Below are 18,823 nucleotides of genomic sequence, written 5' to 3'. Positions count from 1 at the left end.
TTTTAGGTTGTTAAGAGTTCTCATTCTGGTATTTCTAGTAGAACTTTCATTCCTGATTTTTCTTCTAAAAAACTAATAGTTCCTGATAAAACAGATAACCTACTTTCAATGTTTTTTAGCCCAAGTCCTTTTCTATACTGAAGTTGTTTTTGATCCAGTCCTTTTCCATTATCCTCATACACAATAATTAATGCATCATTTTGATTCTTCATCTCAATTTTTATATCTGAGGCTTCCGCATGCTTAAGTGTATTGGTAATTAACTCCTGAATAATTCTATAAATATTTAACTCTTTGGTTTTGGCTATAGATAGTGTGCTATAATTTTTAAAAGAAATTTTGATTTTTCCTGAATCCCTTATTGTTTGTACCAAGCTATCCATAGCTTCAATGAATCCTAACTTCTCTAACACAACTGGTCTTAAATCCTGAGAAATACTGCGTACACTCTGGATCATGTCGTCAAAAAATCCTCCTATTTTATCAGCTAGGCCTGTTAACTCCTCTGACGATAATTCTGGTTCTATCTGACCAATATAAAGTTTGGTTGTCGTCAACATAGCACCTACATCATCATGCAATTCTTTTGCTATTCTGGTGCGCTCCTCCTCCTGACTCTGGATAGCTGTTTTTAGTAATTCTTTCTGATAATCTGATTCTACCTTTTGATGTTTTTTTTGCTGCGCCAATAATCTGCGCTGATAGATAATAAAAAACACAATCACTGATAATGATAGTAAAAAAATTACTACCATACCAATGATGATGATCTTTAGTGTTATGGCTTCTTCGGATGCACCCATAAAGTCATTATACAAAACCGTAAATAGGCTGCCAGAAAAGTTAATTTTTCTATCATTCTGAACGGAGTCGAGAAATAATTTGTCTTGGTTTTCAATATATTTCGACTACGTTCCATGTGACAGATTGAAAAATAATAGTATGTTTAAGACAGCCTCTTTACTTCATTAATTATCTAGATCTGGACACGTTGGAGGACAAGGTGACGAATATTCAAAAATAAGTTCATTATTTTTGAATAAACGCTGTTCCTGATCCAATTCTGGCAAAAATATGGTAGTAAATTTTCCTTCTGGATTTACCCCCCATACCAAGTTTATACTTTCTGAACTGCTCAGTAACATTTGTTCTCCTACTGCTGCAGGCATACTAAAATGTTCAATACGTACTCCGTTATACCCAACTGCTGTTTCTAATGTTTGATCCGTAAATTGTTGTTGCCATCTGGATATAAAAGTTACTGCATCCTCTGGTTGCATGATATGAGATGCTACTGATTTAGAAAATATTGATTTTTCAAAACGTGTTGATTTTTCATCAAAAAGCTTGTTAATTGTCTTTTCTAATAAGATTGGTGTTGCCAGCATTCCTTCAGTTGTATTTCCACGCTGATCTGCGCCAACTATTCGGATTTGTAATGCTGCATCATTAACTTCTAGTACAAAACGTATAGTTGTTACTTCAGGAAGGCTTAATGCTCGTTCTATAGCTTCTTTAGAGATACTAAAACCATTTTCAGGAATCGTAAACACTTTTTCGGGAGTGACTTTCTTCCAGTTTTCGGCTACATCATTCTGTTGTTCTGGATTCGTAACAGTTTCTTCTTGCTGACAAGAAATAAAAACAGCAAACAACATTAAAAATAATACATGATTTGTTTTCATAATTTTAAGGTTTTAAAAGTTTATATAAAAATAGGATAATGATCGCACAAGATATACCTATTTAACTAAATTTAAACTACTCCTTAAGTTATTATTTCCCCGGATGCACCCATAAAGCGATTGTATAAAAAATTGTCAATACAATATTTACGATTGCATGAAGCCCCCAGACCAGATAACTAGCTTCTGTAGAACCTTTGAACATATTATTATTAATAAAAAACAGGATTAAGTTACTCGAAAAATATATCAAAAAACCAGCATTAATCCAGAACATTGGATTGGTTTCTAAAGCACTATACTTTACTTCTTTTAACAAGGCATAAAAGTAACTTAGAGCAAGAAAAATAACCAGTAACCCCATAAGGGTTGTCACATTAGAATTAAATGTATTTAAGTTTTGAAAAAACAGTGTGTTCATTATAGCAAATATTGTAAAAGCAACTCCTAGAATAATAAAAACTTGCTTTGAAAATATTTTTGACAATACTATTCTGTAAATATTAATAATTAATACAAACTCGATCACCGCATAAAAATGATATAATGGTAAGTTATTCATTTTTTTATACCAGAGAATATTTGAAATGATTTCTACAATAAAAATTATTATAAGTAAATATAAAAGTCTTAATTGAACCTTATTTAATAACTTGATTTTAACTACAGATAATATTAAAGGGATAACAACTATAAATGATGATATCAAACTTAAATTATCAAACAATTGCTTACCCATTTGTATTATTTTTAATAGTCTATTCTATAGGACATGTTGGTGGACAAGGCCTAGAATATTCTATAAAAATCTCGTCTTCTGTAAATTCTACTACTGCATGTCTTGATATAATATCGGTCTTTACCTCTATTTTAGGAGTGATTCCTATAACTGGTGTAAATGAAATCATATCTCTTTTAAGAAACTTATTCATATCTACTCCTGGATAGAGAATAAATTCCTTGATATTACCTATTAAAGCATCATTAAAAAGAGTGATAATATCGGTATTTTCAATCAAGTAATAGTTTACTCGTTCCCGCTGTCTTGCTTTAGTGTCGACCGCTACGAAAAGATCATCCACCAAATTATCTTCGAGATTGTTCCAATTGGTTAATATCATCTCTTTAAATATGCCTGGTACCAATGCTCCTCCATTATCCGCATCTCCTACTGTTCCATTCTGATTAGGCTGTAATGGCTCCTTATAACGCGGTACCAAACTGAAAAATAAATTTCCTAATGTACCTACTACATCTACCTCTATTATTGGTACAAAAGTGAATTGCTTTTTATCTTCTACCTCCAATGCCAGATGGGTTTTAATGCTTTGGATAGTTTTTTCATCCTTAAGACCGTTTAATGTATCAACATCTTGTTGTTTCATCTGAAAATAATTAGTACGAGTATAATGCCCACTAAAAGGTTTGCCTTTCGTCTCATTTAAACGTTGAAAATGTCTTGCTAATAACAATACCTCTTCTTCTTGCCATCGTTGAATCTTCTCTGATTGATCTAAGGTCATTAACTGTTTTTTTTCTAGGGTTGTCTGTTCCATTTGTGTGAAAATTTAGTACGTTAAATTGGTTTATTCCTTTAAAATTAATCAAAAAACAACTTTGCTGCTAATAATGACTCAACTAACAGGTAATAACCATTAAAAAACACGTATTTACCACGGGTTCAAAACTCCCGCCATTCGCACCTCTTATTCTATGTATAGTTATACAAATACTGAAGAGTCAATATCTTCTGCATACAAGAATATTTTAGACATACTCAAAAAACAATAAAAACTAATAAATAAGTAATGTTGGGAATATTCTCTTTCAAGAATTTAGGTTGTTACTTTTTAAAATAATATCGAAAACTCTTCCAAAGTAAATAGATGCTTATTATAATGATAAGAATGGCCCATATCCAATAAGTCCCAATAGTATTCTGAGCAATAGCCTGCGTATCAGAAATCTGAATAACACCATCTCGTTCGAACTGTTTCGTAAACAAATAATCTAACTGAAGATAGGTACTTAATACAGACTGCAAGCCTAAAAACAAAATCACTACTACTTCTAACTTTCTACTTTTGAATAGCGTAATAACGAATAAGAACACTGCAAAACTGCTCATTACCGCAATTCCCCAAAAAGACCTGATCCAGAGTAATAAGGAAAGTATCATGACACCTATCAATATTCTAAGAGCAATCATAGAACTTCTATGCGATTTTGCTGATACAATTAATAACGCCCCCACAACCGCTGGCCCTAATAATCCACCGGCAGCTACTAAAGCATTACCCATAAAAGCTGGCAGATAACTTCCTCCTAAATGATAATAGGCAACACCTCCACCATTTTCATAAATTTCCAAATACTCAAAACTCCCACCTGCTAATAAGGCTGTTAGTCCGTGACCCATTTCATGAAACCACGTTCCTAATAACCGAAAAGGATATTGAAACCATCCAAAATAGGGTAACTGCCATAGTACAACAACTACTAAAGCAACAATAATTATGGTATAATCAAAACGTTTAGAAATACTTGTGATTTTTAAATTTGTTTATAGTCTTTAAGAAACAAACCAAATATGTGACTTTAAATTTCCCAAAATCATCTGCTGGTATGTTTTATTATTCTGGCTTATTTTCTAACTATTGGTATTCATTGTTAAGAAAAAGTTACAAAACAATCGATGGTAATCAGAAAAATTTTAAAAAGTAAAGACAATAAATCAAGAGAGCCTTTTAGTCAGGGCCTGACCTTGAAAAGATACACCACTCCATCCTTTTTTTATAAAATTACGGATGTTTTGATGATCCGTTCCTTCTGGATTTTCCAGCACACCTTTATAATACTTACCAAAACAATCTAACGTTTCTTCTTTAGTTAAATTTTGCAATTTTGCAAAGGAAAATAATTTACAAGAACCAGAATTTTCTCCAGCTTGATTAGTTATATTTCCATTAACAAAAGATTGTGGTTCAAAACTATAATGAGCATCTATGATGTCCATTGTATTCTGAAATGTAATTTCTGTTGAAGGGTTTCTAAGTTTTTTAATAAATTCGGATATATTCATATACTATTTTTTACCTCCAACTACAATAACTATTTCTCCTTTGGGAGGTTTATTTTCAAAATGAGACAATACTTCTTTTGCAGTTCCTCTAACTGTTTCTTCGTGGAGTTTACTTAATTCTCTTGATACTGAAACTAATCTATCTATTCCAAAATATTCGGTAAAACTTCCCAATGTTTTTATAAGCTTATGAGGGGATTCATAAAAGATCATGGTTCTGGTTTCTTCTGCTAATATTTTGAGTCGGGTTTGCCTTCCTTTTTTTACTGGAAGAAATCCTTCAAAAATAAATTTATCATTTGGCAAACCACTATTAACTAAAGCAGGAACAAATGCTGTTGCCCCAGGTAAACATTCTACTGCTATATTATTTTCGACACAAGCTCTGGTTAATAAAAACCCAGGATCACTAATAGCTGGTGTTCCTGCATCACTAATCAAAGCAATTGTTTCGCCACTCTGTAATCTTCCAATAATACGCTCTATAGTTTTATGTTCATTATGCATATGATGACTTTGCATATGCGTTGTTATTTCATAATGCTTTAATAATTTACCACTAGTGCGGGTATCTTCTGCTAAAATGAGATCGACTTCCTTTAGTACTTTAATAGCTCTAAAAGTCATGTCTTCTAGATTACCAATAGGCGTTGGAACTAAGTATAATTTAGACATGTGTTAAGGTCTTACTTTTTTACTGGTTGTATATGATACGATCAGAAATATTAATCCTAAAGTTGAAAATAACCCTTGTCCATCATCTTTTATATAATGAGCAGTATAGGCAAGTACCATATCAAAAAAGAAACCTGCATACGCCCATTCTTTTAACCATTTTATTTTATTTGTAAGGATCATAATAATTCCTCCTATTTTAGCAATTGCAAGAGGTATGACCAAATAGATTGGATATCCGAGGCTTTCAAAAAAACCTCTTACCATTTCGGTATTCCTAAAATACATCTGTGCAGAAAACAGCATAATTCCACACATTGCTATCGTAGCAATCCAGTAGATAATTTTCATATAAATCGTTGTTATTTTATTTCTTGAGGGATTTAGTTATCAAAAAACATTAATCCTTACTTAGAATTCATATTTATTGGTTACAATCGCCATAAAACGCTCTTCATATTCTTCTTTCCCTACCCAATTATTATAGTCTGGTTTCACCATATTCTTAACGAACTGTCGCGCTCCACTTTTACTATTCAGCGTATTTAGTTGTGAAAGCACACGGTTATAATCGGTAGAACTTCCATCAAACAAATGTTTTATGAAAGCCAAACGATCATTAAGCCCTATATTTATGCCTTTTTTTAATTGGTCATTTAACGATTTTGGTTTTTCATCTATATCATTAACTTTTTCCAAAATAGGCATACTCTGTGGTACAGATCCAATCTCTTCTTTATCATTTTTTTCATATACCGGTTCTGATAATAAAACATTTTCTTCGGTAAATTTTGGAACAGGTACAAAAAGATCTTCGGTCACTTTCTCGTTGATCTTTTCAATAAAAATTTCAGGTTTTTGTTCTTCAAATTCCTCTAATGGTGGTTCAATAGTTTTGTTTCCGAGATTAAACATTGTTTCCGAAACCTCCTCTGCTTCGATCTCCTCATCAAGACTTATAATAGGTTTTGATTTTATTTTATGTGTAGTTTCCTCTGGAATCTCTGTCGTATCTTGCTCTGCTAAAATATTTTTAATCAGTCCTATTGTTGGTTCAGCATCAGCGAAATGAGATTCTGTAAAATTTAGAATACTTATTTTTTCATACAGTTGTCTTGCCTCTTCCTGCAATTGCGGTAAGGTAGATCTATCCTGAAGTTGCAATATCCTACGTGCAATGCTTATTAGTTCTTTTTCCAATTTCTTCTTCATAACTTTCTTGTTCGTTTGGGCTATGCTTTTTGTTTTTTAATAAATTTACCTCATCTTTAAAGCAATACCAAATAATAAAGTGAAATGTAAGATTGTTTCAACGACGGTCTTAAATTTCATTTGGTATTAAAGGAATAGGGTTTCTTTTAATTGACGCTGAAAAATACAAAATGTTTCTCGAAAATACGGTAAATCATAAAGAGCAATTTGGGTGGATAGAAGTTATCTGTGGTTCGATGTTTTCGGGTAAGACCGAAGAATTGATCCGTAGACTAAAACGCGCACAGTTTGCCAAACAAAAAGTTGAAATTTTTAAACCAGCCATCGATGTTCGTTATGACGATGAAATGGTTGTTTCTCACGATGCTAATGAAATTCGTTCTACTCCGGTTCCAGCGGCAGCTAATATTAGAATTTTGGCGGATACCTGTGATGTGGTAGGTATTGATGAAGCACAATTTTTTGATGATGAAATTGTAAGTGTTTGCAATGATTTGGCTAATAAAGGTATTCGTGTTATTGTCGCAGGATTAGATATGGATTTTAAAGGAAATCCTTTTGGACCAATGCCAGCGCTAATGGCCACTGCAGAATATGTTACCAAAGTCCACGCTGTTTGTACACGAACCGGTAATCTCGCTCAGTTTAGTTTTCGAAAATCAAAAAAAGACGATTTAGTATTACTCGGAGAAACCGATGAGTATGAACCGCTAAGTCGTGCTGCTTATTACAAAGCTTCTCTTAAAGAAAAAGTAAAAGACATTGAAGTCACTGATCCTAAAGAATTATCTAAAAATTCTGAAAAATCTAATGAGTAATGTAAAAGAAACTGTTCTGGAAATTAACTTGGCTCACCTTACTCATAACTATAACTATTTAAGAAGTAAGCTCAAACTAGGAGTTAAGCTATTAGCAGTAGTAAAAGCTGCGGGTTATGGTAGTGATGCTGTAGTTATGGCAAAGCATCTGGAAAAAATAGGAGCTGATTATTTTGCAGTCGCCTATGTTTCTGAAGGAATTGCGTTACGAGAAGCGGGAATCACAACTCAGATACTGGTACTACATCCCCAACCGATAAATTTTTTGGCATTAATAAATTATCAGCTAGAACCTAGTCTATATAGTTCAAGAGTTTTGAAAGAATTTATTGCTATAGCTGAGACTAAAAAGCAAAAAGAATATCCTGTTCATATAAAGCTTAATACTGGACTAAACCGATTAGGGTTTTGGGAGAATGATGTGGATGATATTATTGATCATCTAAACGAAACTGACTCCATTAGAATACGATCTCTATTCTCTCATCTTGCGGCAAGTGAAGATCATAATGAAAAAGAATTTACGATAAACCAGATCAATTCATTTAAGAAAACCGCTTCAGAAATGATTGATCAACTCGGATATACACCAATACTTCATCAGTCGAACACTTCGGGAGTGTTAAACTACCCTAAAGCTCATTTTGATATGGTCCGCACGGGAATAGGTTTATATGGATATGGAAACGAGACAATTTATGATAATCAATTAAAACCCGTAGCATCTTTAAAATCTGTTATTTCCCAAATCCATATGTTGGAACCAGGAGAAACTCTGGGATACAACAGAGCTTTTACCGCAGATAGCTTTACCAAAACAGCAACCATACCAATCGGACATGCGGACGGTATTGGAAGACAGTATGGGAACAAAAAAGGTTTTGTAACCATACATGGCAAAAAGGCTTATATCATTGGCAATGTGTGTATGGATATGATTATGATAGATATCACGGATATTGAGTGTAAAGAAGGTGATGAGGTAATAATATTTGACAACTCCTCGTCTGCAGCTATAATTGCTGAAGGTGCAGGTACAATTTCTTATGAGCTGCTTACCGCAATTTCTCCAAGGGTAAAACGTATTGTTATCGATAATAATTGATTTTCATCGAATTCTCCGCGCTGTTTTTTAACATTATTTTTACAAATCATTGATATTTTGCGTATTTTGGTTGATATATTTACTAACTAAATAAAATAAATCATGCTTAAAGAATTTAAGGAATTTATAATGACTGGTAATGTCGTTGAATTTGCCGTTGCCGTTATTATGGCTACTGCAATAGGAGGAGTTGTAAAAGGCTTCGTATCTAACATCGTGATGCCTGTTGTAGGTTATTTTGCTGGAGGAATAGATTTTAACGATAAGAAAATCATTCTTCAAGAAGCAATTGTAGATGCTACGGGTGCCATAACAACCGCAGAAAATGCGATAACTTATGGAGCTTGGATTAATACCATAATTAATTTAATCATAGTTGGATTTGTTATGTTTATGATTGTAAAAGCATACAACAAAACTAAAAAACCAGTAGAAGAAGCTCCTGCAGCTCCAGCTGGACCAACTCAAGAAGAGTTATTAGCTGAAATTAGAGATTTACTTAAAAAGTAAAATCTTATATCTCAAATGAATAATCTATAGCTACCGCTATACTACATATTCTAACTAAACCGCTCTATACGAGCGGTTCTTTTTTATAATAATGTTAAATAAATAACAAATTGTTTAAATTGATATAATTTATTAAAAAATCATTACTCTTATAGAAATATTCAGCACATTTGCTGGAATTTAAAAACAAAGACCGATTTTTGTGTCTTTAAGAAGTCAATAATAAATAAAGCAGATGAAAGTAGCTGTTGTAGGTGCCACAGGATTGGTAGGTACCGTAATGTTAAAAGTATTAGAAGAACGTAATTTTCCAATAACGGAATTAATTCCAGTAGCGTCAGAAAGATCTGTGGGTAAGAAGATATCTTATAAAAATCAAGAGTTTACCGTAGTTAACTTGGCTACTGCTATAGAAATGCAACCTGATGTAGCATTATTTTCGGCAGGTGGAAGTACTTCAACAGAGTGGGCTCCCAAATTTGCAGATGCTGGAATTACAGTGATTGATAATTCATCGGCTTGGAGAATGGATCCAACTAAAAAGTTAGTGGTACCGGAAATTAATGCAAAAGAGTTAACCAAAGAAGATAAGATTATTGCTAATCCTAATTGTTCAACCATACAACTGGTAATGGCATTAGGTCCATTACATAAAAAATATAAAATCAAGCGCGCTGTAATTTCCACGTATCAGTCTATTACCGGTACCGGAGTAAAAGCTGTACAACAGTTAGAAAATGAGTACGCAGGTGAAAAAGGCGAAATGGCGTATCCTTATCCAATCCATCGTAATGCTATCCCGCACTGTGATGTATTCCAGGAAAACGGATATACTAAAGAAGAAATGAAGTTGGTTAATGAGACTCAAAAAATCCTTGACGATCGTACTATTGCTGTTACAGCAACAGCCATTCGTATTCCGGTTGTTGGAGGACATAGCGAGAGTGTAAATCTTGAATTTGATAATGAATTTCAGGAAAATGAAATTCGTCAATTGTTAAATAACACTTCTGGAGTTACTGTACAGGATAATCCCGATACCAATACGTATCCTATGCCTATCTATGCAGAAGGAAAGAATGATGTTTTTGTGGGTAGAATAAGAAGAGATCACTCCAGAGAAAATGCCCTTAATATGTGGATTGTAGCGGATAATCTTCGTAAAGGAGCAGCCACTAATGCTGTACAGATTGGAGAATACTTAGTAGAAAATAATTTAATCGGCTAAATAACCAACCTTTATTCTAAAACCCCTTGTTATCACGAAAGTATAAACAAGGGGTTTTTCTTTATTGATATTTTATAAATTAAGATTTATATCTATTTAAGTATTACTCTCCAACTCTTGGTACATATATGTGCTTTCCTAAAAATAATGCATTCAGAAATAGACGGTTAGTTCCGTACCAAGAACCTCTAAAATTAGGATTATCAGCAAATAAAATCACCCGACCGCTTCCTATATTACTGACAATAAGTGAAGCTGATGGTTTTAAATAATTTTCATAATTATCACTAGATACATATCCATCAATATGTGCATCTTCTGTATATTTTGCCACTGTAGCGTATGGATTCTTGCTTGGAGCGATAAATACCTCATTGTTTTTATAAACAGGCAATGAATTATCTCGATATCCAAAACCTAAAGGGTGTGTAATATCAAGATCTACTTCGAAAATTGCCCCTCCAACTTGTTCTCTTCCAATATTTTCACCTGCATCTACGTATGCTAACCGTTTTACAACTTTATTCTTTGTGGTGTCCTTTTCTTTTTTGGTGAACTCTTCTTTCACCATTTTTTTATCGATGACCCATTTTGAAGCATTTGCAATAGTAACCAGTGTATTTCCATAAGACACCCATTCTTTTATTTTTTTCTGTTGAAGAGAATCTAATTGTTGGTATCTTCCAGAAACCATAACTAAGGTGTTATATTCTTTTAAAGAAGCTCTATTAAACATACTCATTCTTAACTTGGTTATTGGCATGTGGACTCGAGTATCCAATAAATGCCATACCTCTCCCGCTTCATAAGAATTTATTCCATCACCAATTAATAATAGTGCTTTTGGAATATCTAATTTTCTAAAATTACCACTTCCTAAATCAATTCCTGACGTACTAAATCCGGTATTTGTACTAAAAATAGGTACATTAAACTTTTCTTGTACTTCTTTAATTATTGTAAATACTTCGTCACTGTTTTTTTTCTGCTTACTTACCGGAATCAAAACACTTCCGTAATTAAAGCTTTTGTTTCCATTAGAGGTTATGATACTAAATGGTTTAAAAGCTGATGCTACAAGTAATCCTTTGGATTGCATATAATATAATGCAGCTGGGGAGTTATAATCATCCCAATCCACTATATATGCATAATCAGATTTTGAAACCTTTGAAATAGTAGTTATTCCTTCAGTAGAAGTTACCTCTTCTCCTAAGTTGATAGATTTCAATTCTTTATATTTTAGGTTGTAAAAATTAGCAACACTCCAGGCCGAAGCATCATAAAAAACACTATCTCGATATTTATTGTAGGTTTCGAAAATAGTCTGCACCATTCGTTTTTGAGGTTGTTTTACTGGTACAACATATCGGTCTCCTTTTTTATATACCTTAATCTTATGAAGCAATAATTTATCAATAAAGGCCTTATTTCTATTCTGGTCGTAAGCATCTCCAAACTCATACCCTGCAACATTATTCTTTACCGCATTAGTCACTGCTGATTTAAAAAAGTTCTGCTGATACTTACGGAGTGCTCCCTTATTTTCGACAGCGGCTTTTATTGTAGCTATGCTAGAAACATACTGATTTCTGATTGTAAAAGGAAATGAAATTGTTCCATAATCTGTATCCTGCAAATGCCCTCTGGAACTAGCTTGCTCAAACAATAAGGCTAATGCTCCCTGCAAATCAGGATAGGAAGATCCATAACCTGGATATGTTCCATCAAAAGCTTCCTTTGTAAAATAAAAAGACCCTATATTATCTAACGCATTAGAAAAATATGGCGCAAATAGATTATTTAAATCTTCATAATTTTCCTTAGGCATAATAGGATTTTGAGAACCAATAGGTTTCATAGGTTCAAAAAAGTACGTACTGTTCGTGCCCATTTCATGAAAATCAGTTACCACATTTGGATACCATTCGTGATACCACGTTAATTTTCCACGACTTTCTGGATTGATCCCCAGTAACCAATCTCGATTAAGATCAAACCAATAATGATTCGTTCGACCACGAGGCCATCCTTCATTATGCTCAGCATCATAACGGTCACTTACTAATGGAGTACCTTTAAACTGATTAGCCCATTGAGTATGCCTATCACGTCCATCTGGATTAATCGTAGGATCAATGAATATAATAGCATTTTCCAGATATGTTTTTATTTCCGAAGTGTTAGAAGCTACCAAGGTATATGCTGTTAACATGGCTACTTCGGAACTGGAAGGTTCATTGCCGTGAACATTATATCCCAATTGAACAAAAATCGGTACATCATTATAATTTGTAGGATTAATTGAAGTTTTCGTAAATGCTAAATGCTGCTCTTTGAGTTTTGGTAGATTCTTTAGATTATCCGATGCAGAAACAGTCAATATCACTAATTTTCTATTCTCATGAGTTTTTCCATAGCTTTTAATAGATGCTCTTTCTGATAATTCCGCAAGCTTTGTAAGATATCCCACAATTTGATCATGACGTGTATGTTGTTCACCTATTGGATACCCCAAAAATTCTTCAGGTGTTGGAATTTCCGAAGAAAAAGGAGCTTTGTCTTTTAAAAAATAATCTTGTCCAATAATAGGGATCGTACATAACAAAGAGATAAAAAAGGTTAGTGTTAGAAGATGTGTGAGCCTCATTATTTATAATATTAAAATTGCTTCAATTAGTTAGTTTTCAATAGGTGTAAGATATTTTTTTAACTCCGGTTTTTAATAACATTTGTAAGGTTTTTAACATTTGCTCCTCTAATACATCACTTAATCATAAAAAAATAAAACAATGAATACTAAATTAATATTAGCCATAAGAATCTTATTAGGAATCTTATTAATTGTTTTCGGAAGTAATAAGTTTATCGGTTTTTTACCTGATTTTGAATTTGCTAATCCAGAGGCAGGAGTTCTTTTTGGAGCATTGGCAGGTAGTTATATCCTTAAAACCGTTGGATTGATAGAAGTAATTGTCGGACTTTTATTAGTAAGTAATAAAGCGGTGCCCTTTGCATTAGTGTTAATGGCTCCTATTTCTGTAAACATAATTCTCTTTCATGCGACGCTGGATCCTGCAAACATAGCTCCCGGAGCATTTGTTTTTCTGATAAATGCATTCTTAATTTATGGAAATTGGAACACTTTTAAAAGCTTATTTTAACAGGCTACTCGTATAATTTTACTGGTATAAAAGTAAAATTTTTCGTTTCTTAGAGGACGGAAAATTCCGACTGCTCTACATTAAATGATCTCCAGCGTTGCTAAACCCCAAAGCAACACTTAAATGTGTAATAACTATATGATCGTTAGTAGAGCAGTCTTTTTTATACTTTCTTTAGCATATTGCAGTTTGGACTTTTAATAGATTTGCGTGTTAAATCACAATAGGTATTAAAAAATAAGTCGAATTACTTATGAAATAAATAATGTACAGCTAATTATAAGACTGCAAAATCTAACTCATCATGAAAAAATCACTTTTAATACTATTTTTGATCTCATTTATAATAGGATGTAAAGAAGAAACAAAAATAGAAACTGCTAAAACTACTATTCCATTGAATTATCCAGAAACCAAAAAAGTAGATACTGTAGATACTTATTTCGATACTCAAGTCAAAGACCCTTACCGATGGTTAGAAGATGACCGCAGTAAAGAAACTGAAAACTGGGTTACTGAACAGAACAAAGTAACTTTTGGATATCTAGATAGTATACCTTTTAGAGATCAGCTAAAAAAACGATTATCTAGTTTATGGAACTATGAAAAAGTTGGAGCTCCTTTTAAAGAAGGTGACTATACCTATTTTTATAAAAACGACGGATTACAGAATCAATATGTAATTTATAGATTTAAAAACGAAGGTGATGAACCAGAAATATTTTTAGATCCAAATACTTTTAGTAAAGATGGAACAACCTCTCTCGGAGGGTTGAGTTTTTCTAAAAATGGAAAATTATTGGCTTATTCTATTTCTGAAGGAGGTAGTGATTGGAGAAAAATAATTATCAAAAATTCAGAAACCAAAGAAATTATAGAAGATACATTGGTAGATATCAAGTTTTCTGGAATGTCTTGGAAAGCAAATGAAGGTTTCTATTATTCTAGTTATGACAAACCAGAAGGAAGTGAACTATCTGCTAAGACTGATCAACATAAAGTGTATTATCATAAATTGGGAACTTCTCAAAAAGATGATTCATTAATTTTTGGAGGCACTCCAGATGAAAAACATAGATATACTAGTGGTCGTGTAACTGAGGACGATCGATATTTGGTTATTACCGCTAGTACTTCTACCTCAGGAAACAAGTTATTCATCAAAGATTTAACTAAACCAAATAGCAAATTAGTTACTGTTTTGGATACAACAGAAAGTGATACTTATGTAATCGAAAATGTAGGTTCTAAACTATATCTTGTCACTAATCTAGATGCACCCAATCAAAAAATTGTAACAGTAGATGCGGCTAATCCGATATCCGAAAACTGGAAAGATTTTATTCAAGAAACTGAAAATGTTTTGAGTCCAAATACAGGTGGTGGTTATTTCTTTGCAGAATATATGGTAGATGCTGTATCTAAAGTTTTACAATATGATTACGATGGGAAACTGGTACGTGATGTAGAATTACCAGGAGTAGGAAGCGTAGGAGGTTTTGGAACCAAAAAAGAAGAAACGGCATTATATTATTCATTTACAAATTACAAAACTCCAGGAAGTATTTATAAATATAACATTGCAGAAGGTACTTCAGAATTATATCGTAAACCTAAAATTGACTTTAATCCGGAAGATTACGAAAGTAAACAAGTTTTCTATAGCTCTAAGGACGGTACTAAAGTCCCAATGATCATTACTCATAAAAAAGGAATAGAATTGACAGGTAAGAATCCAACTATCTTATATGCATACGGAGGGTTTAATATTAGCCTTACCCCTTCTTTTAGTATTACCAATGCTGTATGGATGGAACAAGGTGGAATTTATGCTGTTCCTAATCTTAGAGGTGGTGGTGAATATGGTAAAAAATGGCACGATGCCGGAACTAAAATGCAAAAACAAAATGTATTTAATGATTTTATAGCTGCTGCAGAATATTTAATAGAAAATAAATATACTTCCAGTGAGTATCTTGCTATTAGAGGAGGTTCTAACGGTGGTTTATTGGTAGGAGCAACAATGACACAGCGTCCTGATTTAATGAAAGTAGCATTACCTGCTGTTGGCGTTTTGGATATGTTACGTTATCATACATTCACAGCTGGTGCAGGATGGGCATATGATTATGGAACTGCACAAGATGACAAACAAATGTTTGAATACCTAAAAGGATATTCTCCCGTACATAACGTAAAAGAAGGTGTCAAATATCCGGCTACACTTGTTACTACTGGAGATCACGATGATCGTGTTGTACCTGCACACTCCTTTAAATTTGCAGCAGAATTACAAGCAAAACAAAGCGGTAGCAATCCAACATTGATAAGAATTGAAACAAATGCTGGTCATGGAGCAGGTACACCCGTTAAAAAGACAATTGAACAATACGCAGATATTTTTAGCTTTACCTTATTCAATATGGGATATGAAGTCTTACCAGAACAAGTAAATGATAAGATAAAAGGATAATTGTTTTATTATTAAAATTAAAAGATCCGTTTTCTGAAAAGAGACGGATTTTTTTGTTGAAGTTATTTATATTTGAAATATGCTTACAGTTCAAAATGTTTCTTTCGCTTATGATACCGCTCCGGTTTTAAAAAAAATCAATTTTACTATTGAAAAAGGGCAACATATTGCTCTCATCGGAGCTAGTGGTTGTGGAAAAAGCACATTGCTAAAAATCATTTATGGACTTTTGGACGTGGATCAAGGAATGCTATTCTGGGATGATCAAAAGATATTAGGACCCGCATATAATTTGGTTCCCGGACAAGAAAACATGAAATACCTTTCTCAGGGATTCGAACTGCAGTCCTTCAGAACTGTAGAAGAAAATATAGGTCAATATCTATCTAATTTTGAACCAGAACTGAAACTTGGTCGTGTCAATGAACTTTTGGAAATCGTAGAGATGGCTCCATTTGCCGATACTAAAATTGAAAACTTAAGTGGAGGTCAAAAACAAAGAGTTGCACTGGCAAAAGCATTAGCAAAAAGACCAGAGTTGCTACTGTTAGATGAGCCATTCGGAAATATTGATAATTTCAGACGAAGTTCTTTACGGAGAAATTTATTTTCCTACTTAAAAAGAAATAAGATTACTAGTATTACAGCAACTCACGATAAAACAGACATCCTATCCTTTGCTCAAGAAACTATTGTAATTCATAAAGGTGAGATTATAACCAAAGGAAAAACTCATAACCTGTATCAAAATCCTGATAACTATTATATCGCATCACTTTTTGGTGAAGTAAACGAATTACCAATTTCTACCATTATACCAGATTCTAACAATGATAAAACTATTTTGTTATATCCTCATGAGTTGCAAATTGTCGAGAATTCTGATCTAAAGGCTAGAATTAAGAAATCCTATTTTAATGGAAATCATTATCTAATTGAAGCTGTTTTTAACAATAAAGTTATTTTTATTGAACATCCGTATTCCATAGAAAATTCCGAAGAAATTGCAATACAAGTTTCTCAAGAAATAATTACCTCTAGAGCCAAAAACAATTAATTCTAGGATAAACAACTTAGCAAGATAAATATAAACTCCCGACTTCTGGTCAACCAAACCTAACGCAGGCTAATTAGTCCTCTACGGATTCTATTTCTAATCGTTCTAATTCACTTTATTAAAATACCTTTACAGTTGGTAGATATTACACATCTATCTAGCCAATTATTATTATCTTATAGAATATTTACTCTTAAAACCAACAACTATGAAACGTAAATTATTTATTTTAAAAATTTTAGCTTTCTTGTTTATTGCCAATATCGCAATTGCTCAAGAATCAAATCAAACCGATAGTTCTATAGCCAAAGTAGCAGATACAGGTTGTACTGGTCAAGATACTTTTGACCAAGGTGTGAGAATTGTCCCTAATGCTAATTCATGGAAGGATAGCTATCAAGCAAATGGTTTTTGTTTCTGTGAATCTTCTTTTGATCACGGTGTTGGTAATTTCAAAATTGATATCAATGGACAAGGGAGAAATATTAAAGATATCTGTGATGAGCTTAAAAAACATCCTAGTTTCAGGAATATAGCAAACGGAGATCCCAGATATAATACGATACAATGTGGTAACGACCCTGGACATGAAGACGCCATTACCATACAAGGTAAGAGAATTAAAGACGAGAAAGTTTGTCCTGGTCGTGTAGACCAAGGTAGTGCAGGGTGTCAATGTAAAGGACCTAAATTCGATATGAACTGGTTAGGTTCTAGACCTCGATTTGGTGGTGGCGGAAACGGAGACAATACTGGTCCTAATACTTCATTTACTACTCCATCAAATAACGCATCTTTTTCAGCTCCTGCGACTATAGAAGCTATTGTTACCGCAACTGATAGTGATGGTGTAAGTAATGTGCGCTTATATCTTAATAATTCTTTAGTAAGACAAGAAAACGTTAGCCCGTACACTTGGAATAACAATAATCAGGATAATGTCTTAAAAAATCTTCCTGAAGGAAGTTATACGTTAAAAGCTGAAGCTACTGATACTAAAGGAGCCAAAACGACAAAAACAATTTCTTTTACTGTAGGTAATGATGATGGAGGAGGAACTAGTGACTTTGTAACAATATTAGGACAAAGTATTAACAAGTATGTAAGCTCTGAAGGTGGCACTAGAACTATGCAAGCAAATCGAAATTCTGTAGGAACAAACGAACAATTTATTGTTGAATCAGCTGGAAACGGAACAGTAAGTTTTAAGGATAGTAATGGCAAATATGTTAGTTCAGAAAATGGTGGCAAGCCTATGAACTGTAATAGAAATGCTGTAGGATCTTGGGAAAAATTTACCTTAGAGTCTATAGGAGGTGATCTTTACGCTATTAAAGGGAATAATGGCAAGTACGTAAGTCACGAAAACGGTACTAAAGCCATTAATTGTAACAGAGATGCAATAGGTGATTGGGAAAAATTTACTATCAAAGGATTAAACACAAACAGGTCAAATGAATTAATTAAAGGAAACATAGAACCTTATTCGATTAGTGTATATCCTATTCCTATGAACGCTGATGATATTAACCTTACAATCTCATTACCTAAAAAAGTGACATATTCTTCTATTGAAATTATAGACCTCAAAGGAAATAGTATTGCAAAAAAGAATACAGGTGCTATGGAATCAGGTACCAAATCTATTTCATTAAATGAAATGAAACAAAGTATGCTTTCCAATGGACTTTATATAATAAAGGTTAGATTGGATGATACAGTAATTACTAAGAAAATAACGAAACAATAATTCGTTCCTTATATTTTAAAGCGGATAATCAATTTAGGTTATCCGCTTTTTTATTATCAGCTTT

The 18,823-nt window shown here is 33.0% G+C and carries 18 protein-coding genes; 8 read left to right on the top strand and 10 right to left on the bottom strand.

Annotated features, from left to right (window positions below):
- Window positions 1-20 precede the first annotated feature (20 nt).
- From Q0921_RS18270 to Q0921_RS18230, 9 genes are all read right to left on the bottom strand, one after another.
- Window positions 21-803 carry an ATP-binding protein gene (locus tag Q0921_RS18270; protein ID WP_299259426.1) on the bottom strand — a complete coding sequence of 261 codons (783 nt, stop codon included), beginning with the start codon at window positions 801-803 and terminating at the stop codon, window positions 21-23.
- A gap of 165 nt (window positions 804-968) precedes the next feature.
- The gene (locus tag Q0921_RS18265; RefSeq protein ID WP_299259425.1) at window positions 969-1,685 is read right to left on the bottom strand and encodes a hypothetical protein; all 717 of its coding nucleotides are present in this window, start codon (window positions 1,683-1,685) and stop codon (window positions 969-971) included.
- A gap of 91 nt (window positions 1,686-1,776) precedes the next feature.
- Window positions 1,777-2,247, bottom strand: a complete 471-nt coding sequence (locus tag Q0921_RS18260) for a hypothetical protein (protein ID WP_299259424.1) — start codon at window positions 2,245-2,247, stop codon at window positions 1,777-1,779.
- 196 nt (window positions 2,248-2,443) lie between these two features.
- The gene (locus tag Q0921_RS18255) at window positions 2,444-3,241 is read right to left on the bottom strand and encodes a hypothetical protein (RefSeq protein WP_299259422.1); all 798 of its coding nucleotides are present in this window, start codon (window positions 3,239-3,241) and stop codon (window positions 2,444-2,446) included.
- A 287-nt stretch (window positions 3,242-3,528) separates the two neighbouring features.
- Window positions 3,529-4,197 (bottom strand): M50 family metallopeptidase, encoded by a 669-nt coding sequence (locus tag Q0921_RS18250; RefSeq protein WP_299259880.1) that lies wholly within the window; start codon window positions 4,195-4,197, stop codon window positions 3,529-3,531.
- A 222-nt stretch (window positions 4,198-4,419) separates the two neighbouring features.
- Window positions 4,420-4,767, bottom strand: coding sequence for a HopJ type III effector protein (locus Q0921_RS18245; RefSeq protein ID WP_299259420.1), 348 nt, complete (start codon window positions 4,765-4,767; stop codon window positions 4,420-4,422).
- A gap of 3 nt (window positions 4,768-4,770) precedes the next feature.
- A complete protein-coding gene (gene rsmI, locus Q0921_RS18240; RefSeq protein ID WP_299259418.1) occupies window positions 4,771-5,442 on the bottom strand; it encodes a 16S rRNA (cytidine(1402)-2'-O)-methyltransferase in 672 nt (223 codons plus the stop codon).
- A 3-nt stretch (window positions 5,443-5,445) separates the two neighbouring features.
- The gene (locus Q0921_RS18235; protein WP_299259416.1) at window positions 5,446-5,793 is read right to left on the bottom strand and encodes a DoxX family protein; all 348 of its coding nucleotides are present in this window, start codon (window positions 5,791-5,793) and stop codon (window positions 5,446-5,448) included.
- Window positions 5,794-5,853: 60 nt separating this feature from the next.
- On the bottom strand, window positions 5,854-6,654 hold the full coding sequence (locus tag Q0921_RS18230; protein ID WP_299259414.1) for a hypothetical protein: 801 nt from the start codon (window positions 6,652-6,654) through the stop codon (window positions 5,854-5,856).
- A gap of 170 nt (window positions 6,655-6,824) precedes the next feature.
- Between Q0921_RS18230 and Q0921_RS18225 the strand changes: the two genes are divergently transcribed.
- From Q0921_RS18225 to Q0921_RS18210, 4 genes are all read left to right on the top strand, one after another.
- The gene (locus Q0921_RS18225; RefSeq protein ID WP_299259412.1) at window positions 6,825-7,472 is read left to right on the top strand and encodes a thymidine kinase; all 648 of its coding nucleotides are present in this window, start codon (window positions 6,825-6,827) and stop codon (window positions 7,470-7,472) included.
- Window positions 7,465-8,577, top strand: coding sequence for an alanine racemase (gene alr, locus Q0921_RS18220; protein ID WP_299259410.1), 1,113 nt, complete (start codon window positions 7,465-7,467; stop codon window positions 8,575-8,577). Before Q0921_RS18225 ends, alr begins: the two co-directional genes overlap by 8 nt.
- 102 nt (window positions 8,578-8,679) lie before the next feature.
- On the top strand, window positions 8,680-9,087 hold the full coding sequence (mscL, locus tag Q0921_RS18215; RefSeq protein WP_299259409.1) for a large conductance mechanosensitive channel protein MscL: 408 nt from the start codon (window positions 8,680-8,682) through the stop codon (window positions 9,085-9,087).
- Window positions 9,088-9,322: 235 nt separating this feature from the next.
- Window positions 9,323-10,315, top strand: a complete 993-nt coding sequence (locus tag Q0921_RS18210) for an aspartate-semialdehyde dehydrogenase (protein WP_299259407.1) — start codon at window positions 9,323-9,325, stop codon at window positions 10,313-10,315.
- Between the two features lie 103 nt (window positions 10,316-10,418).
- Here Q0921_RS18210 and Q0921_RS18205 read toward each other — a convergent pair whose 3' ends face one another.
- Window positions 10,419-12,965: a M14 metallopeptidase family protein gene (locus Q0921_RS18205; RefSeq protein ID WP_299259405.1), complete on the bottom strand. Its 2,547-nt coding sequence runs from the start codon at window positions 12,963-12,965 to the stop codon at window positions 10,419-10,421.
- 142 nt (window positions 12,966-13,107) lie between these two features.
- Between Q0921_RS18205 and Q0921_RS18200 the strand changes: the two genes are divergently transcribed.
- The 4 genes from Q0921_RS18200 to Q0921_RS18185 all read left to right on the top strand — a co-directional run bounded on the left by Q0921_RS18200 (window position 13,108) and on the right by Q0921_RS18185 (window position 18,759).
- Window positions 13,108-13,479, top strand: coding sequence for a DoxX family membrane protein (locus tag Q0921_RS18200; RefSeq protein WP_299259403.1), 372 nt, complete (start codon window positions 13,108-13,110; stop codon window positions 13,477-13,479).
- A gap of 304 nt (window positions 13,480-13,783) precedes the next feature.
- The gene (locus Q0921_RS18195) at window positions 13,784-15,952 is read left to right on the top strand and encodes a prolyl oligopeptidase family serine peptidase (RefSeq protein WP_299259401.1); all 2,169 of its coding nucleotides are present in this window, start codon (window positions 13,784-13,786) and stop codon (window positions 15,950-15,952) included.
- 79 nt (window positions 15,953-16,031) lie between these two features.
- A complete protein-coding gene (locus Q0921_RS18190) occupies window positions 16,032-17,009 on the top strand; it encodes an ABC transporter ATP-binding protein (protein WP_299259399.1) in 978 nt (325 codons plus the stop codon).
- Between the two features lie 208 nt (window positions 17,010-17,217).
- Window positions 17,218-18,759, top strand: a complete 1,542-nt coding sequence (locus Q0921_RS18185) for an Ig-like domain-containing protein (protein ID WP_299259397.1) — start codon at window positions 17,218-17,220, stop codon at window positions 18,757-18,759.
- Window positions 18,760-18,823 lie beyond the last annotated feature (64 nt).

Source organism: uncultured Aquimarina sp. (assembly GCF_947496855.1).
GTDB lineage: Bacteria > Bacteroidota > Bacteroidia > Flavobacteriales > Flavobacteriaceae > Aquimarina.
This window is presented reverse-complemented; position numbering and strand designations above follow the sequence as displayed.

Coding starts and splice junctions, on each gene's coding strand:
- Q0921_RS18270 (WP_299259426.1), bottom strand. CDS start 803: ATGGGTGCATCCGAAGAAGCCATAACACTAAAGATCATCATCATTGGT.
- Q0921_RS18265 (WP_299259425.1), bottom strand. CDS start 1,685: ATGAAAACAAATCATGTATTATTTTTAATGTTGTTTGCTGTTTTTATT.
- Q0921_RS18260 (WP_299259424.1), bottom strand. CDS start 2,247: ATGAATAACTTACCATTATATCATTTTTATGCGGTGATCGAGTTTGTA.
- Q0921_RS18255 (WP_299259422.1), bottom strand. CDS start 3,241: ATGGAACAGACAACCCTAGAAAAAAAACAGTTAATGACCTTAGATCAA.
- Q0921_RS18245 (WP_299259420.1), bottom strand. CDS start 4,767: ATGAATATATCCGAATTTATTAAAAAACTTAGAAACCCTTCAACAGAA.
- rsmI (WP_299259418.1), bottom strand. CDS start 5,442: ATGTCTAAATTATACTTAGTTCCAACGCCTATTGGTAATCTAGAAGAC.
- Q0921_RS18235 (WP_299259416.1), bottom strand. CDS start 5,793: ATGAAAATTATCTACTGGATTGCTACGATAGCAATGTGTGGAATTATG.
- Q0921_RS18230 (WP_299259414.1), bottom strand. CDS start 6,654: ATGAAGAAGAAATTGGAAAAAGAACTAATAAGCATTGCACGTAGGATA.
- Q0921_RS18225 (WP_299259412.1), top strand. CDS start 6,825: ATGTTTCTCGAAAATACGGTAAATCATAAAGAGCAATTTGGGTGGATA.
- alr (WP_299259410.1), top strand. CDS start 7,465: ATGAGTAATGTAAAAGAAACTGTTCTGGAAATTAACTTGGCTCACCTT.
- mscL (WP_299259409.1), top strand. CDS start 8,680: ATGCTTAAAGAATTTAAGGAATTTATAATGACTGGTAATGTCGTTGAA.
- Q0921_RS18210 (WP_299259407.1), top strand. CDS start 9,323: ATGAAAGTAGCTGTTGTAGGTGCCACAGGATTGGTAGGTACCGTAATG.
- Q0921_RS18205 (WP_299259405.1), bottom strand. CDS start 12,965: ATGAGGCTCACACATCTTCTAACACTAACCTTTTTTATCTCTTTGTTA.
- Q0921_RS18200 (WP_299259403.1), top strand. CDS start 13,108: ATGAATACTAAATTAATATTAGCCATAAGAATCTTATTAGGAATCTTA.
- Q0921_RS18195 (WP_299259401.1), top strand. CDS start 13,784: ATGAAAAAATCACTTTTAATACTATTTTTGATCTCATTTATAATAGGA.
- Q0921_RS18190 (WP_299259399.1), top strand. CDS start 16,032: ATGCTTACAGTTCAAAATGTTTCTTTCGCTTATGATACCGCTCCGGTT.
- Q0921_RS18185 (WP_299259397.1), top strand. CDS start 17,218: ATGAAACGTAAATTATTTATTTTAAAAATTTTAGCTTTCTTGTTTATT.